Below are 17091 nucleotides of genomic sequence, written 5' to 3' on the forward strand. Positions count from 1 at the left end.
ATTCGCAGGATGCAGATAATCGACTATGTGTCGTAGCGAAGCATAGAAGACGTACAACCGGAGAGTAAGTATGTTCGAATTAATGGATAGTCACGGCGAAGAAGCCGTAATCAAAGTCATCGGTGTTGGTGGTGGCGGCGGAAATGCAGTTGAGCACATGGTGTCTCAAAGCATTGAAGGCGTAGAGTTTATTGCGATAAACACCGACGCACAGGTACTACGTAGCTCAAATGCTGACGTTACCTTACAAATTGGCTCTAGTGTTACTAAAGGTTTAGGCGCAGGCGCCGATCCTAACATTGGGCGCGACGCAGCACATGAAGACAGAGAAACCATTCGCCAAGCATTAGACGGCGCAGATATGGTTTTCATCACCGCAGGTATGGGTGGTGGTACAGGTACTGGTGCGGCACCTGAAGTGGCAAAAATTGCCCGTGAAATGGGAATTCTTACTGTGGCTGTTGTTACCAAGCCATTCCCATTTGAAGGTAAAAAGCGTACTACGTTTGCAGAGCAGGGCATTGTTGAACTGGCTAACAACGTAGATTCACTTATCACTATTCCTAACGAAAAATTGTTAAAAGTGATGGGGCCAGGTACGCCTCTACTTCAAGCATTCAGTGCAGCGAACGACGTATTACGTGGTGCTGTTCAGGGGATTGCAGAGCTAATTACTCGCCCTGGATTGATCAACGTGGATTTCGCCGACGTACGTACAGTAATGTCTGAAATGGGTAAAGCCATGATGGGCAGCGGTTCAGCAAGTGGTCCAGACCGTGCTGAAGAAGCGTCTGAATCTGCTATTGCTAGCCCGTTACTTGAAGATATCGATTTATCAGGTGCGCGCGGTATTCTTGTGAATATTACAGCTGGCCCAGATTTCGCTATCGATGAGTTTGAAACTGTTGGTAACGCGGTTAAAGCGTTTGCTTCTGAAAATGCAACAGTGGTAGTGGGTACGGTTATCGACATGGAAATGACAGATGAGCTTCGCGTGACGGTTGTTGCAACCGGTATTGGCGCAGAGCGTAAGCCTGACATTTCGCTAGTAAGCTCAGAAGGTTCGCGTTTAACTACGCCAGCTAAAGAGTACGGTAGCACAACAGCGTCTGAACCTCGTTCAGCATCGGTTGGCAGTACTGAAGGCAACCAAGCACTTAAAGCTGAAGATGAAGCGCAACCTGGTAATGATTTAGAGTATTTAGACATTCCAGCGTTTTTGCGTAAGCAAGCAGACTAATTCACCTCGCTGAAATTGAAGTGAATTTTTCTGAAATACCGTTGTCAGAACGGTATTAAGGGCACTATCTGTCTGGTAGGTTTTAAACTGGAAATTTTCCAGATTAGTGACCAGAGTAGCTACTTGCGCGTAAAATTTTGGATTAGCGAATGGTCCAAATTGCGTATTTTTTGACAAACAAGTGGTAAGTCACTATAATTCGCGACCGCTTTTTTTATAGGTAAAAGCATAAGCAGATGATTAGACAACGTACAATCAAGCACCCGGTGCAAGAAACCGGAATTGGGCTTCATAAAGGGGAAAAGGTCACAATGACTCTCCGGCCTGCGCCTGCGAACACGGGAATTGTGTTTAGGCGTGTTGACCTTGAACCTCATGTTGATATTCCGTCGCGTGCAAACGCGGTGGGTAATACCATGCTGTGTACCTGTTTGAATAATGAAGACGGCGTAACTATTCAAACCGTTGAGCATTTGGCATCTGCGCTTGCAGGGCTTGGTATCGACAACATCATTGTTGAAGTTGATAGCAACGAGCTGCCTATTATGGATGGTAGTGCTAGCCCCTTCGTATTCTTGCTTCAATCAGCAGGAATTGAAGAGTTGAACGCCCTTAAGCGCTTTATCCGTATTAAGAACACCGTTCGCGTTGAAGATGGCGATAAGTGGGCCGAATTAGTGCCTTATGATGGTTTCCGTGTCGACTTCCAGATTGACTTCGATCACCCAGTTATCAGCCAAACTCGTCAACATATGACCATGGATTTCGATTCATGCTCTTATGTGAACGAAGTAAGTCGTGCACGTACCTTCGGTTTTATGCGCGACCTTGAATACATGAATGCTAATAACTTGGCATTAGGTGGCAGCATGGAAAATGCGGTTGCACTTGATGAATTTCGCGTGTTGAACCCTGAAGGCTTACGTTACGACGACGAATTTTTAAAGCATAAGATTTTAGACGCTATTGGTGATTTGTACTTAGGTGGGCATAGCCTTATTGGCGAATTGCGTGCTTATAAAACAGGTCACGGCTTAAACAACAAACTATTGAACGCCGTGCTTGCGCAGAAAGACTGCTGGGAATTTATAACTTACGATTCTCAAGACAAAGCACCTATACATTACGCTCAACCAGTATTAGCGTAAACCGATATATAAAAAGCCGCCTACATGGCGGCTTTTTTTCGTTTAGCTTTTAGACTAAACAATGATAAAGTAAGCAATCTATATAATTATAATTAATGTGCCATAACTTCTTTACGTTCCAGTTCGGCCTTCAGCCGAGTCTATGTTTGTCAGCAAACAGGTATTGGAAGTTAACTGAGCACGACAGAAATTTCCTATTTGTGGTATGAAGCTAACAATAACGCTATCAGGCAAGAACAAACGCTATCGTCATAGCATCAGTGTACGTACGCTGGTGAGCGCGACCGTGTTGTCGTCGATATTTATGTTAGTGTCTAGTCGTTCCACAGAATCTGTGTCTGAAGATGTTGCTAGGGTTCGCCTGGCACAATCTGAAGTGAATGAAACGCAACAAGACGTTGAAGCGCTTAAACAACAGACCACCATTAAATTACAAACTTTGATTTCCCATATTGCCGAGCTTTCAGCACAAGCGTCTATGCTCGATGATAAAGGAAAACAGATAGCAACAGAATTAGGTATGACAGCGGCTGACCTGGACGCTTTTGTACCTGTATCGATACCGGACAACCTCCAAGATGATCCCTTACTCAGCGAGATTAATAAGCTCCAGCAATCTCTCGACGTAAAATCTCAGCAGCTTTCTATGCTTGAAAGTTTGGTGAGGGGTCACCATATCCATGAGCAGAGTCAATTATCTGGTCGACCGATAGCATCGGGATGGTTGTCATCTTATTATGGTATGCGCGCCGACCCCTTCACTGGTGAAACAGCCATGCATAAAGGCTTAGATTTCGCTGGCAAAGCGGGTAATGACGTTTTAGCGACTGCGGCAGGTATTGTTACCTGGGCAGGCGAACGTAGCGGTTACGGGCATCTAGTAGAAATAGAACATGGTGATGGTTTTATAACCCGTTATGGGCACAATGAAACTTTGACTGTCTCAATAGGCGATGTGGTGACCAAGGGTCAACCTATCGCTAAAATGGGCAATACAGGGCGCTCTACTGGCGTTCATGTTCACTACGAAGTAATAAGAAACGGTAAGCAAATCGATCCTCTGCCATACGTTTATAAAAAATAAACACGGCAGCAGCCAGGTAAGTAAGCATTCAGCTTACGCAACAATTAGTAATCGCTTGGCATTATCTTAATGAGATAGTGTCTTTTACGTTTAATCGCAGCTGTGCTCTTACCGTGCGGCGTCTCGACAAGTAGTGGAAATAACAAGCTAATGTTTTCAAGCATCCTTAGAAAAGTGTTCGGTAGCCGAAACGACCGTCTATTAAAAAAATTACAAAAAAATGTAGATGCCATCAATGCACTGGAAGCAGAGTATGAACAGCTTTCTGATGAGGCGTTAAAAGCAAAAACGGCTGAGTTTAAACAACGAATTGAAAAAGGCGAAAGCCTTGAAGATCTCATGTACGAAGCTTTTGCGACCGTTCGTGAGGCAAGTAAACGTGTGTACGGTATGCGCCACTTTGACGTACAAATGCTGGGTGGCCAAGTATTACACGAAGGCAAAATTTCAGAAATGCGTACCGGTGAAGGTAAAACCCTTACCGCGACTTTGCCTACCTATTTAAATGCATTATCTGGCAAAGGTGTTCACGTTATTACCGTGAACGATTACCTTGCTAAGCGTGATGCTGAATGGGCTAACCAGCTGTTCACTTTCTTGGGTATGCGCGTAGGTTGTAACGTACCTGGTATGGCGCACGAACAAAAGCGCGATGCCTATCAAGCTGACGTTACCTATGGTACGAACAATGAATTCGGCTTTGATTACTTGCGTGACAATATGGCGTTTAGCCCGCAAGACCGCGTTCAGCGCCCACTTAATTTTGCTGTAGTGGATGAAGTGGATTCAATCTTAATTGATGAGGCACGTACTCCGCTTATTATTTCAGGCCAAGCAGAAGATAGTTCTGAACTTTACCGCCGTATTAATTTAGTTATTCCTGAATTGATTCAGCAAGAAGAAGAAGACGAAGAAGGCAAAGAAGGCGACGGTGATTACACTATCGACCTTAAAGCAAAACAAATTCATTTAACTGAACGTGGCCAAGGTCATGTCGAAGAAATTTTGCATCGTGCAGGTATATTACCAGAAGGCGAATCGTTATTTGCTGCGGGTAATATTTCATTACTTCACCACATTAACGCTGCGCTTCGTGCCCACAAGTTGTTCTCAAAAGATGTAGATTACATCGTTAAAGAAGACCAAATTGTTATTGTTGATGAACATACCGGTCGTACAATGGAAGGCCGTCGTTGGTCTGAAGGTTTACACCAAGCTGTTGAAGCAAAAGAAGGTGTGAAGATTCAAAATGAGAACCAAACCTTAGCGTCTATTACTTTCCAAAACTACTTCCGCTTGTACAACAAGCTTGCAGGTATGACGGGTACTGCCGATACGGAAGCGTTCGAATTCCAGCATATCTACAGCCTAGAAACGGTTGTGTTGCCAACGAATAAACCTATGCAGCGTAAAGATAAGGCCGACCTTATCTACTTAACGGCAGAAGAAAAATACGATGCTATCGTAGAAGATATTAAAGCGTGTGTTGAGCGCGGTCAGCCTACCTTGGTTGGTACGGTATCGATTGAAAACTCTGAGTTGTTGTCTCGGGTACTTAAGAAAAGCAAAATTCCACATAAAGTGCTTAATGCGAAGTTCCACGAACACGAAGCCGACATTGTTGCTCAAGCAGGTAAGCCTGCTGCGGTCACCATTGCAACAAACATGGCAGGTCGTGGTACGGATATCGTGCTTGGTGGTAACTGGCAAGCAGAGATTGAAAAAATTGAAAACCCTACTCAAGCACAAATCGACAAGATTAAGGCTGAGTGGAAAGTGCGTCACGATGCCGTTTTAGCATCAGGTGGTTTACACATTATTGGTACAGAGCGTCATGAGTCTCGCCGTATCGATAATCAGCTACGTGGTCGTTCAGGTCGTCAGGGCGACCCAGGTTCAAGCCGTTTTTACTTGTCACTAGATGATGCCCTAATGCGTATTTTTGCCTCTGAAAAAATGGGCAACATGATGAAGCGCTTAGGGATGGAAAAAGGTGAAGCCATTGAACACCCATGGGTAACTCGTGCTATCGAAAACGCCCAGCGTAAAGTAGAAGGTCGTAACTTCGATATTCGTAAGCAACTACTTGAATACGATGATGTAGCAAATGATCAACGTAAAGTGATTTACGAGCAACGTAATGAGTTGCTTGATGAAGGCGACATTAGTGAAACCATCGCAGTAATCCGTGAAGATGTGGTAAGCGGTGTAGTTGATGAATATATTCCACCACAGTCTTTAGAAGAAATGTGGGATGTGAAAGGATTAGAAGAGCGTTTACGCGCTGACTTCGCCGTAGACTTACCTATTCAAACGTGGTTAGAAAACGACGATAAGCTTTATGAAGAAAAGCTTCGTGAGCGAATTCACGATGAAGTGGTTTCTAGCTATAAAGAAAAAGAAAGCGTAGTAGGTGAACAAGTGCTTCGACAGTTTGAAAAAGCAGTGATGCTACAAAACTTAGACAGCCATTGGAAAGAGCATTTAGCGGCAATGGATCACCTTCGTCAAGGTATTGGGCTACGCAGCTATGCGCAGAAAAATCCAAAGCAAGAATACAAGCGCGAGTCGTTTGCTTTGTTCTCACAAATGCTAGAAGCACTGAAAGTTGAAGTGATTACTATTCTTTCACGTGTGAAAGTACAAGCTGAAGAAGACGTTGAGAAAGTAGAAGAACAGCGTCGCCAAGCGGATAACGTGTCTAAGCAATTTGAGCACGAAAACGCATCAGCCACTGAAGCACCACCAGAAGCTGCAAGCGATAAGGTACGTACCGAAGTGCGTGACGGTCCTAAAGTAGGTCGTAACGATCCTTGCCCTTGTGGTTCAGGTAAAAAGTACAAGCAGTGCCATGGTAAATTAAGCTAATGAAACTTGTGCATGTTGCCGTTGGGGTAGTACTTCGCGGCACACAAGTGTTTATCAGCCTTCGGGCTGACAACGCACATCAAGGCGGCAAATGGGAATTTCCAGGCGGTAAAGTGGAAGCCAATGAAACCGTACTTGATGCACTACGCCGAGAGTTGCAGGAAGAAATTGGCATTCTAGTGCAATCTAGCGAGCCTTTACTGGTAATAGAGCATGATTATGGCGATAAGCTGGTTAAGCTTGATGTGCATGCTGTGAGTGCGTTTGACGGTGAGCCTGAAGGTAAGGAAAGCCAACAAACGCGCTGGGTTGAAGTCAGTGCATTGGAAACCAGTGAATTTCCAGCAGCGAATGTGGCTATTATCGATGCGCTTCATAAGAAATATTCAAAGTAGCGGCTGGCTTCTAACTTAAAACATACTTCAAAATAAAAACAAAAAGGGCGGTCTCAATAGACCGCCCTTTTTTGTATCTGTATCCCGTCCTGAAATACGGGTTTTAACGGCTTATAGCATAAGCCGTGTTGCAGTGGCGAAGGCCACATCAAGCTTGTGATACGCCGCTTCATTAATGAAGTGAGGATAGGTTTCTTGCGCTTCTTGCCATTCAATGTCTTTACCATCAAAAGATCGAAATACTGGTGCGCCAGGAATGAGCGGGGCGAAATCATTGTCTTGCAATGAATGGTGGATCATCGCAGTACGTTTACCCTCGGCATTTAGTGGAAATTTAATATTTTCCCCTAGTCTAAATACCTCGCACTCGGGATATTGTTCAAGGCTATCTGTGTTGTAGGCTTGGCAAAAATCGAGGATCACTTCAGCCATGGTTTGGGTAAGCAAATAAACGTCTTCTCGCAATACACCTTGAGGCTGTGCGCCTACTTCAATCATCACGCCACGTTTGCCCGTGGTACACAAATAACCGTGTTCTAAATACGGTTTTTCATCTTCCAATAGAATGTTCGCTTCAGGCATATGATGTTTTACAAATCGAGCAAGCTGAACGTGGAAGTCATCAGCTTCTAAAATAATAAGCGTTGCACCCATGTTACTGGTGGTGTTGTGAATATCAATCACCAAGTCAGTGGCAGAGTCGCCTTTCGGGCCAAATTGTTGGTTAAGCTGTTTGGCCAGCTTAGCCTCTTTAGCATCACTATTTTTTTCTAACGCTTCTAGCGTGAATTGACGATTCAAATCTTCTTCAACAAACCGTACATTAGCGCTTAGGGCATCTGGGTTAGCTATGGTCAGCGAAATATCCAATGATGAAAATCGCGATGATAGCTCGTCAGAAATTCCTTCAGATTGCCAATTATGAATAAGCTGAATACCACTGGTTTCATTACCATGGGTTCCACCAACAAGCGCAATTTTATTAATCATATACTTCCTATTAGTGTTTGAAAAAGTCGTCAGACTGTTTAGCAAGCATTGCTTCTATTTCTTCAATATCGACTTCTTGGGCGGAAGGCTGTTCAGAAGGCTTTGCAGCAATTTTCCTTTCCTCTGACGCCCATTCTCCTAAATCAATAAGTTGGCACTTTTTGCTACAAAAGGGGCGAAATTCGCTGTCGTTATTCCAAGGAACCGACTTCGCGCAAATCGGGCAATCTACAACCATGAATTACTCCAGTGGTACAATAAAAGTGGTACAGTAAAATTACAATGGGAGTAGTTTAACAGGCTGCCAGTTTAAACTGAATATTAGATTCGACAGCGGCGTTTTGGCCTTGTACAGGAGAAAACCATAAAAAGCGTAGGGCGTAGCGGTATTTATTACCACTAAGGGTAGGATAGTAGCCTTCATCTACACGGCACTTAATACGGATAAGCTCGTTTTTATCTTCAGCAGCACCTTGGTAGAAGCCGTTGTCAGCGGTAACCGTTTTGAATTGCCCGCGTTCTCGAATAAAAGACAAGCTAACGGCTATGGTGTCGTCTAGTAAGCTCAAGGTGTCGAGCCATTGCCCGATTTCTTGTTGGCGAACCTCGGCGGGTTGCTGTAGCCAAAAGTGAAGATTGGGTAGGTCGAAACTACATGAACCACCTGGAATAGCGAAACGCTGCCTAATGGCACTTAGCAGCTTATCTTCTTTAAGCGCACTGCCAAAGCGGCGGTCAGTTTTTAGCTTTTGCTTGAGATTAACAATCGTTTTAAGTGCTTGATCTAATGCGGCACTGTCAATTTTGGGGTGTTGTGACCAGTAAACGAGATTTTTTTCATGGGCATCTAAATCTTTGCTCATGTCTGAGCGCAAATCTAATCGCTCAATCAAATCGAGTAATTCAAACAACTGCTCAAAGAAAACCATTTGCAGTGGCACACTGTCAGATTTCGCGGTGCTCTTTAACTGCCCAAGAAGCTGCTCTACGCGCAGATAGTTACGCACTTTTTCCTTTAGGGGAAATTCGAATACAGCTTCGCTCATGGATATCCTTAAAACACATAGACTTAACCCTAAAGCCTAATGCATGAACTGCCCTAAGCCAAGCCTACTTTCATAATCAATTAAACTTTTGACGAGTTTTAAGGAAAAAAGTTGCAGTTAAACCAGATTTACGGAGAATTTTCGTTATTTGCACTGTATTTACCAGTTACTCACCGGTGTACTTACTGTGTAGGGTGAGTACTTGCTCATTCAGAAAATCGAGGGTTTTACTATTATCGATGACATCATCTGCAGCAGCTAATCGTTCTTTTCGCGTCGCTTGCGATGCCATAATACTTTCAATAATTTGCTTGGTACTGCCATCGCGTTGCATGGCTCGTTCAAGCTGCATAGACTCGGGGCAATCTACCACAATTACGCGGTCGCATAATTCTGTGAGGTTGCCCTCAACCAATAAGGGAACCGATAATATACAATAATGGCTGGTCGCATCAGCTATTTGTTGCAGCATAGTTTTGCGAATAAGCGGATGTAACAATTGATTGAGCCATTGCTTTTCTTCGCTGCTATTAAAAACTCGTTCTCGTAAAGCAGCTCTGTTAAGGGTGCCATCTTCTAACAAAATATCGGACCCAAAGTGCTCGGTTATTTTAACTAGCCCCTCGCTTCCGGGAATAACAACATCTCGAGCCACTTCGTCGGCATCGATAATATCAATACCTAACGCTGCGAATTGACTTGTAGCGGCAGACTTCCCGCTACCTATTCCGCCAGTAAGGCCAACGACTATTTTATCATTTGTGTTCGAAGGCACTTTCTTTTCTGCTTCTGTTGTTTTACTTGCAGCCATTACTGTAGCACCCATTTTATATAGTGGGTAATAATCGTGTCTTTATAAAACAGGGTTATCCAACCTGCGACGGCAAGATATGGCCCGAAGGGGATAGCTAATGATTTGCCTTTATTTTGGAATAGCATAATAGCAATGCCAGCAATGGCCCCTACAATTGAAGACAGTAAAATGATGATAGGCAAGCCCTGCCAGCCAGTGAAGGCGCCAAGTGCTGCTAGTATTTTGAAGTCGCCATATCCCATACCTTCCTTTCCGGTGACTATTTTAAACAACCAGAATACAGACCATAAACTTAAATATCCGGCGGCAGCACCAATAATGGCGTCAACTGGTCCAACAAAAATGGATTGGGTGCTAAGTATTAAACCAAGCCAAAGTAAGGGTAGAGTAAGTTGGTCTGGAAGCAGCATTTTATCTAAATCAATAAAAATTAGGGCAATAAGAATATAAGTAAATATCACCGCCCATATTGCTTGCGGCTTTGGGCCAAAATAATAGGCGGCGAACGTACAGGTTAGTGCAGTGAATAACTCTACTAACGGATAGCGAATAGAAATAGGGGTTTTACAGTTTGAACATTTCCCGCGAAGGAATAAATAGCTAACGATCGGAATATTTTCCCATGCCCGAATTTTGTGACCGCAACTAGGGCAGGTGCTATCTGGCTTGGCCAAATTAAACGTTTCAGGGGAAATTTGTGTACTAGCATCTAGAACAGCGTTTTTCTTGCTACTGGCTGTATCGCTATCTTTTGCATCGCTATCTGTTTCACTAAAGTAACTGGCGTATTCCTGCTTCCAACTGTTTTCCATCATAATAGGCAAGCGATGAATAACCACATTTAAAAAGCTTCCTACCATTAGGCTAACCACAAAAACAAATAGATAGAATAACCACGGATATAATTGGCTGGTAAGCAATATCGCTTCCATAAAATAGCGTTCTCTTTTTTATTTTAGTTAATAATGCAAAAAAGGCCTGCGCTGGGCAAGCCTAATCATGTGTAGTGCACGAACAAAAAAGTGCTAGCTGGCGTAAAAGGTTATACCACATTACCCATTTCAAATATGGGAAGGTACATGGCGATAATAAGGCCGCCAATTACCACACCAAGCACAGCCATGATCATTGGCTCTAATAAGCTGGTTAAGCCATCGACCATATCATCCACTTCAGCTTCATATATGGTAGCAATTTTACTTAACATCGCATCTACAGCACCAGATTCTTCACCAATGGCGACCATCTGCGTCACCATATCAGGGAATACATTGGTGGCGCGCATCGATGTATGCATGGGCATACCACTCGCGACCTCTTTTCTTATATATAATATAGCATCTCTGAATACCGCATTACCGGATGCGCCGGCTGCCGATTCCAGTGCGCCGATTAGCGGTACACCTGCGGCAAATGTAGTTGCAAGGGTACGAGTAAATCGCGCGATACTAGCTTTTTTGAGTATTTCCCCTATCACTGGAATTTTAAGTACGACCTTATCAACCCTATCGCGAAAGTTTTGACTTTTCTTGTGGGCTCGCGAAAACATAAAACCTATAATCGCTAAGACTGCACCAATAAATATCCCATAACTTTGTACAAAATTTGAAATTCCCAGTACTAATAGAGTGAATCCTGGGAGTTCCGCACCAAAACTGCTAAATATTTCTTCAAACTGAGGAACTACGAAAATCAATAATATGGTGGTTACAATAAGCGCTACAACAACCACAGCAATAGGATAAAACATGGCCTTTTTGATTTTAGATTTAAGGGCTTCCGCTTTTTCTTTATAAGTTGCTATTCGGTCGTAAATAGTTTCTAAAGCACCGGATTGTTCACCGGTATAAACTAAGTCACAGTATAAATCATCAAAATAGTCTGGGTGTTTACGTAGCGCTGAAGAAAGTGGATTACCTGCGCGAACTTCGTCAGTTATCTCCGATAGGAGTTTCCGGGCTGCTGGATTTGCATGACCTTGTGAAATCATTTCTAAGGACTGAATTAAAGAAACGCCCGCTGAGAGCATTGTTGCAATTTGGCGAGATACTATCGATATATCTGCAGCTTTGATTTTTTGTTTACGCTTAAACAGTGAGGCGCTTTGTTTTCTGACTCTGTTTGCGGAAATCCCTTGTCTGCGCAATAGAGATTTAGCTTCAGTAATGTTGATAGCGGAGAGTTCGCCTTTTTGGCTATTACCTTTTCTATCTTTCCCCTGCCATTCAAATACTAATGTTGCCTTTGCCATTTTGAGTTTCCATTTAGCTAGACAAAAAAGCCCAGTATTCACTGGGCTGTTCAATCAAATATGATTAGGTGGTAGGTGTTGCTGCTGCAGTTGTACAGCTGTTAGAAAGTGAATCGTCACTACAAGTAATTGTCCAAGTTAAACGATTACTTGTTACAGTAGGAGTAAATGTAGCAGTTGTGCTAGCCAAGCTAGAGTGGTCAGCATGCGTAGCTACCGATATAACGCCTGCAGCTGTCGACACTCCAACTATATCACCTGAAGCAGTTATAGCCGTAGGGATCCCATTTGTTCCAGAATTACAGTTTGTTAAAGCAGCATTTGACTGGTAACAAACCTCAACAGCGGTTTTAGCTGCGGCAGATGCATTAAGAAGCTCTGAGAATCTAGCTTTCTTCACATAATTTTGATAAGCAGGTAAAGCGATTGCCGCCAAAATACCGATAATGGCAACAACGATCATTAATTCGATTAGGGTGAAACCCTTTTGGTTTTTATTATTCATGTTCATCATGGTTTTCTCCGGGACGTGTATAGCACGTTAAGTTTAAATGTAATTCAAATTGACGTTTATACCCGAGTCGTCCTTAAACGCCCCTGGTACTTGAATCTAAGTATATAAATTTATTGGTCAGTGACAAGTATGCAGAAAAATACCTATGTCTGACTTTTTCAGTATGACACGTTCAAAAAGGGCTTTGCAGCCCTATGTTGTTGAACTTTGGTATAAATTTACAACTTTCGTACGTATAGATAACTATACTACCTAGAACGAAACCGGTGAAACGTGCCTATAAAGTAGTAAAGTAATTTTATACCCAAGCACGTCATTTGAACTGTTACATGTGAACTTAACGCAAGCTAATCGACAAATCTGTTTTACGCTAAATTCACTCTTAGCGATAAATCAATTGCCTTCACATTCTTGGTTAGTGCACCAGATGAAATATAGTCTACACCCAGTGTTGCTAGAGACGATAACCGTTCATCGGTAATGTTACCTGACACTTCCAGTTTACATTGCCCTTGGGTTAGCGCTACTGCCTTTTGGATCTGTTCGTTGGTAAAGTTATCCAACATAACGATGTCAGCCCCTGCAAGAAGTGCTTGTTGTAATTCATCTAAGCTTTCTACTTCTACTTCAACAGGCTTACCAGGTTTCATTTCTTTGGCGCGGCTTATTGCTTTCTCTATAGAGCCGCAGGAAAAAATGTGGTTTTCTTTAATTAAGAACGCATCAAATAAACCGATACGATGATTTTGCCCGCCGCCACAATGCACCGCGTACTTCTGTGCCATGCGAAGACCAGGGAGGGTTTTGCGCGTATCAAGAATTTTAGTGTTGCTTCCCGCAAGCAATTTAGCGTAGCTTGCCGTCACTGTCGCGGTAGCAGAAAGGGTTTGAAGAAAATTAAGCGCTACACGCTCTGCAGTAAGAATGGCACGAGCCGAGCCTGTTAAGGTAAGCAGAGTAGTATCGGCCTCTACGGTATCGCCATCTTTCACTTGCCATGCTAATTCTAGGCTCTCATCAATTAACGCAAACGCTTGCTCAACCCAAGCTACGCCGCAAATAACACAATGCTCACGGGTAATAATAGTGGCCGTCGCGTTTTCGCTTTCATCTATTAAATTCGCAGTAATGTCGTTATGCGCGTTAAGCTCGCCACCTAAATCTTCAATAAGTGCGAGAGAAACTTGTTCGCGGATGGCGTTAATGTCGGGTGAAATCATGATGGCTGCTGTTTAGAATTAAAGGGTACGCAATATTAACCAATCTCCGCGCTGAGTAAACTCTAATTGCCGTAAAACACTCATTCCAAGCAAGATATGTTCACTTTGCATACCGGGGTTTAAGTTTGCGCTAACATTGTTTAATACAATGTCGCCAATTCGAAGGGTATCGATACGTGATTCAGCAACGGTAACGGTTCCATTCGCCGTATTGGCTAAGCCTTTACGACCAGCTTGTAGTTGCAGCCTCTGGGCTAAATGAGCAGGAATAGACACATCGGTAGCACCGGTATCAACCAAAAATACCACTTCCTCGCCATTTATATAACCAGAAGTAACATAGTGACCAGCCCGATTCTGCTTCAAACGCACTTCGGTTTGAGACCCAATACGCTGTGACTGGGGCTCGCTATTCGGGTTAACTTGCTTATCGAGCAAGCCGGAAAACACATAGACCAGTAGGCCAAACCCACAAATCCACGCCAGCACCACCATATACTTACCAGCAGAACTCTCGCCCACAGAATCATCTTCACTCATATAAAACATCTCACTTCTTTTTATCGTTCTCTTTATACCGCCTTTCTACGTACATATAAATGTATCGGCCTAACTAATAGAGTTCGTAACCATTTATTCCTTGTGCAGCAGGGAGCTGCATTTCTTTCTATTCTCAAAATTATTAGCGCTCTAATAAGTGTAAGGTGAGAGTGAAGATAAAGCCGTCTGCAGCATGGATGCTGCAGCCGAGCCTCCATGGATGGATTCACGGCGTGCTTTACCTTCACTCTCACCATGCACAGATACGCAGTGCGTTAAGCTTGTGCCTGTGGGCGGCTGGTGTCACACTGTTATTAATGAAAACAACGTAACGAATTTTCAAATTATATGGTGTTATACGAGCCCGCGACGCAAATTGATTGCCCCCATTATGATGAACGGCCCGACGAAAACGATGTGAGCGTGTTGGTTATTCACAATATTTCGTTGCCTCCCTCGCAGTTCGGTACATCAGGCATTCGTGAATTGTTTACCGGTACGTTAAATCCTGATGAGCATCCTTTTTATAAAGAAATAGCAGGTATTAGGGTGTCTGCGCATTGCGTTATTTACCGCACCGGTGAGATAGAGCAGTTCGTGCCCTTTAATAAGCGGGCGTGGCATGCAGGGTTATCAACGTTTCAAGGCCGCTCTCGTTGTAACGACTTTACCATTGGTATCGAGTTAGAAGGCACCGATACTTTGCCTTACACAGATGCCCAATATGAACAACTTTCGAGATTGAGTAAGTTTATATTGCAACAATACCCGCAAATTTCGTTAGGGCGTATAGTAGGCCATAATGATATTGCGCCAGGGCGAAAAACCGATCCGGGTGTTGCGTTCGATTGGGCACGCTACAGACAGTTACTCGATTTAAATAGCATCTTAAGAGACACCCCAAGAAACATCATAAACAAAAAAAGATAAATAGGGCGCTTAACCGCCAGTCCATTACCCCATAATTCAGCATTTCTACGGTAGGGAATAACATGATACTAATGAGTTTACTGCTGGTATTAAGTCTTGAAAGGCTTATTACTAAAACACCGGTATGGCACATCGAGCGTTATGCAGTTGCCTATCAAAATTGGCTTTACGAGCGAAAATGGCTAGAAGAAGACACGTCATCTGTAGCCTTCTATTTATATATGTTACTGCCAGCGCTAATAATAGGGTTAATTGAGCATTGGCTGTTCGGTGCTTTTCTTACCTTTATAGAACAAAGTATAATTCTGTTTATCTGTATAGGCTGCCCTGTATTGCGCGCCACTTACAAATGCTTTTTGAATGCCGCAGACCGTGGCGATTTACAGGCTTGCAGTATGTACACCGACCAATTAGGGCATTGCGGTAGCGAGCGTGATAGCGACGGTACGGCCATGGCTGAAGGGAAAAGCTTCGGGCAACACCTTACTTGGCTGAACTACCAACATTATGCAGCGGTTATGTTGTGGTTTATTGCATTTGGCGCACCGGGCGCTGTGTTCTACTGTTTTAGTAGAAGCGCCACAGAGCGTTTTTGTGCATCTCAGCATCCGTTGTCTATGGCGGCAGGTAAGTTAATGTATGCGCTTGATTTTATTCCGGTACGCATTACCGCTTTTGGCATGCTGATGATGGGGCACTTTTCCCGCGCGCTGCCTGAATGGTTAAAGGACGGCTTATCATTGAATATTTCGGCGTATGACTTACTTACTCGAGTGTCGTCGAAAGCGGAGATGTTAACGCCCGAAGAATATAAAGCTCAATCGGAAAATGCCGCGGTAGAACCTAAAGTGTTAGTCAAGTTAGCAAAACGTAATGTTATTTTTCTGCTCGTAATTACCTCTGCGCTTACCGTTATAGGCACCGTAGCTTAACTATTCCCATTAACAAACGTATTACCATTCTATCCTGGTCTATAAATTTTTCATTTATAGATCAGGCATTTCACGTCTCACAGGCTGGTTGCTTCACCTCATCAGACCAGTGCGTCTTTGCTAAATTTTTGCAACAAATTCAACAATAAAGCTTAACAACAAGCAACTCCTTACAAGTTTGCTATGCTTGAGAGTATTTACCTCGGTTTCAATCTATCTTAAACTGTATAGGTAAAATGGTATTACCAATTGTGACTGTAGACCTTACTTGTTTACAAAATAGTCGCATACTCAAGTAAACGAAGGAATATAGTCACGCATGCGTCAGCAGCGAAAAAAACTTGCCGATGTTATCACCGAGCAGCTTGAATCCATGATTTTGGATGGGAGCTTATTGGCAGGTCAGAAATTGCCACCAGAGCGTGAACTTGCGATTCAATTTGAGGTATCGCGACCTTCGTTACGAGAAGCCATTGGTAATCTCCAGGCCCGTGGATTAGTTGAGCGCAAGCAAGGGGGCGGCACGTTTGTAAACCGCAACCTCAACTCAGCTATGAAAGACCCGTTGATGGCGCTGGTAAGTAAACGGCCTGAAACTCAGTTTGATTTACTTGAGTTTCGTCATGCCCTAGAAGGTATGGCGGCGTATTACGCAGCGCTTCGTGGGCAACCTGAAGATTATGAAGCACTGAAAAATGCGCTTAATGAACTGCCCACGCCAGCCCCCGAAGAAAGTAAGCGGGAACAAGCTGAAGCGCTAGGTAAGTTCTACATCATTATGGCAAGAGCATCCCATAACATGGTGCTTTTACATGTAATGAGCACCATGCAGAGTATGCTGGTGGAAAACATTGAACGTAACTTTGACATGTTAGCGACTCACCCCGATGCAGTGGCCGATATTGCTCGTCAAAGACGAGAAATCGTTGAGGCTATCGCGGCAAGGGATCCAGAAGCGGCACGTCAGGCGTGTAATACGCACCTTGCGTTCATTGAAAAGACACTATTAACCATTAATCAACGTGACACCCGTGTACAACGTGCGTTACGACGATTAGAAATTTAACATGCCTTCTTGTTTACCCAGTTTTATGAGGCGTGATTATATAAGCAGAGGCT

Annotated in this window: 17 protein-coding genes; 8 read left to right on the forward strand and 9 right to left on the reverse strand. The window is 43.6% G+C overall.

Annotated elements, in window-relative coordinates; genetic code table 11:
• Positions 1–70 precede the first annotated feature (70 nt).
• The 5 genes from ftsZ (at position 71) to mutT (ending at position 6735) form a co-directional block, all read left to right on the forward strand.
• The gene (gene ftsZ / locus R1T43_RS05490) at positions 71–1240 is read left to right on the forward strand and encodes a cell division protein FtsZ (RefSeq protein WP_013782942.1); all 1170 of its coding nucleotides are present in this window, start codon (positions 71–73) and stop codon (positions 1238–1240) included.
• Between the two features lie 236 nt (positions 1241–1476).
• The gene (gene lpxC, locus R1T43_RS05495; protein ID WP_317353707.1) at positions 1477–2388 is read left to right on the forward strand and encodes a UDP-3-O-acyl-N-acetylglucosamine deacetylase; all 912 of its coding nucleotides are present in this window, start codon (positions 1477–1479) and stop codon (positions 2386–2388) included.
• 205 nt (positions 2389–2593) lie between these two features.
• On the forward strand, positions 2594–3472 hold the full coding sequence (locus tag R1T43_RS05500; protein WP_211071685.1) for a M23 family metallopeptidase: 879 nt from the start codon (positions 2594–2596) through the stop codon (positions 3470–3472).
• Positions 3473–3622: 150 nt separating this feature from the next.
• The gene (gene secA / locus R1T43_RS05505; RefSeq protein WP_317353711.1) at positions 3623–6340 is read left to right on the forward strand and encodes a preprotein translocase subunit SecA; all 2718 of its coding nucleotides are present in this window, start codon (positions 3623–3625) and stop codon (positions 6338–6340) included.
• Positions 6340–6735 (forward strand): 8-oxo-dGTP diphosphatase MutT, encoded by a 396-nt coding sequence (mutT, locus tag R1T43_RS05510; protein ID WP_317353713.1) that lies wholly within the window; start codon positions 6340–6342, stop codon positions 6733–6735. Before secA ends, mutT begins: the two co-directional genes overlap by 1 nt.
• A 111-nt stretch (positions 6736–6846) precedes the next feature.
• On the opposite strand, the gene R1T43_RS05515 is transcribed toward mutT, so the two are convergent.
• The 9 genes from R1T43_RS05515 to R1T43_RS05555 form a co-directional block, all read right to left on the reverse strand.
• A complete protein-coding gene (locus R1T43_RS05515; protein ID WP_317353715.1) occupies positions 6847–7725 on the reverse strand; it encodes an aspartoacylase in 879 nt (292 codons plus the stop codon).
• Between the two features lie 10 nt (positions 7726–7735).
• Complete coding sequence (gene yacG, locus R1T43_RS05520; protein ID WP_057789970.1) at positions 7736–7963, reverse strand: DNA gyrase inhibitor YacG; 228 nt, start codon at positions 7961–7963, stop codon at positions 7736–7738.
• Positions 7964–8018: 55 nt separating this feature from the next.
• Positions 8019–8771, reverse strand: coding sequence for a cell division protein ZapD (zapD, locus tag R1T43_RS05525; protein ID WP_317353719.1), 753 nt, complete (start codon positions 8769–8771; stop codon positions 8019–8021).
• Positions 8772–8937: 166 nt separating this feature from the next.
• On the reverse strand, positions 8938–9582 hold the full coding sequence (coaE, locus tag R1T43_RS05530; protein ID WP_317353722.1) for a dephospho-CoA kinase: 645 nt from the start codon (positions 9580–9582) through the stop codon (positions 8938–8940).
• A complete protein-coding gene (locus R1T43_RS05535) occupies positions 9582–10517 on the reverse strand; it encodes an A24 family peptidase (RefSeq protein WP_317353725.1) in 936 nt (311 codons plus the stop codon). Before R1T43_RS05535 ends, coaE begins: the two co-directional genes overlap by 1 nt.
• Before the next feature lie 110 nt (positions 10518–10627).
• Positions 10628–11836, reverse strand: coding sequence for a type II secretion system F family protein (locus tag R1T43_RS05540; RefSeq protein WP_317353728.1), 1209 nt, complete (start codon positions 11834–11836; stop codon positions 10628–10630).
• Positions 11837–11900: 64 nt separating this feature from the next.
• A complete protein-coding gene (locus R1T43_RS05545; RefSeq protein ID WP_317353731.1) occupies positions 11901–12350 on the reverse strand; it encodes a prepilin-type N-terminal cleavage/methylation domain-containing protein in 450 nt (149 codons plus the stop codon).
• Positions 12351–12715: 365 nt separating this feature from the next.
• Positions 12716–13570 carry a carboxylating nicotinate-nucleotide diphosphorylase gene (gene nadC / locus R1T43_RS05550; RefSeq protein ID WP_317353734.1) on the reverse strand — a complete coding sequence of 285 codons (855 nt, stop codon included), beginning with the start codon at positions 13568–13570 and terminating at the stop codon, positions 12716–12718.
• A gap of 18 nt (positions 13571–13588) precedes the next feature.
• Positions 13589–14119 carry a TIGR02281 family clan AA aspartic protease gene (locus R1T43_RS05555; RefSeq protein ID WP_211071694.1) on the reverse strand — a complete coding sequence of 177 codons (531 nt, stop codon included), beginning with the start codon at positions 14117–14119 and terminating at the stop codon, positions 13589–13591.
• A 339-nt stretch (positions 14120–14458) separates the two neighbouring features.
• Between R1T43_RS05555 and ampD the strand changes: the two genes are divergently transcribed.
• The 3 genes from ampD (at position 14459) to R1T43_RS05570 (ending at position 17038) form a co-directional block, all read left to right on the forward strand.
• Positions 14459–15040: a 1,6-anhydro-N-acetylmuramyl-L-alanine amidase AmpD gene (gene ampD, locus R1T43_RS05560; RefSeq protein ID WP_317353737.1), complete on the forward strand. Its 582-nt coding sequence runs from the start codon at positions 14459–14461 to the stop codon at positions 15038–15040.
• A 62-nt stretch (positions 15041–15102) separates the two neighbouring features.
• Positions 15103–15972, forward strand: coding sequence for a beta-lactamase regulator AmpE (gene ampE / locus R1T43_RS05565; RefSeq protein WP_317353740.1), 870 nt, complete (start codon positions 15103–15105; stop codon positions 15970–15972).
• Positions 15973–16291: 319 nt separating this feature from the next.
• Positions 16292–17038, forward strand: a complete 747-nt coding sequence (locus R1T43_RS05570) for an FCD domain-containing protein (protein WP_057789987.1) — start codon at positions 16292–16294, stop codon at positions 17036–17038.
• Positions 17039–17091: the final 53 nt, after the last annotated feature.

Source organism: Alteromonas sp. CI.11.F.A3, assembly GCF_032925565.1.
In the GTDB taxonomy this organism is placed as follows: Bacteria; Pseudomonadota; Gammaproteobacteria; order Enterobacterales; family Alteromonadaceae; genus Alteromonas.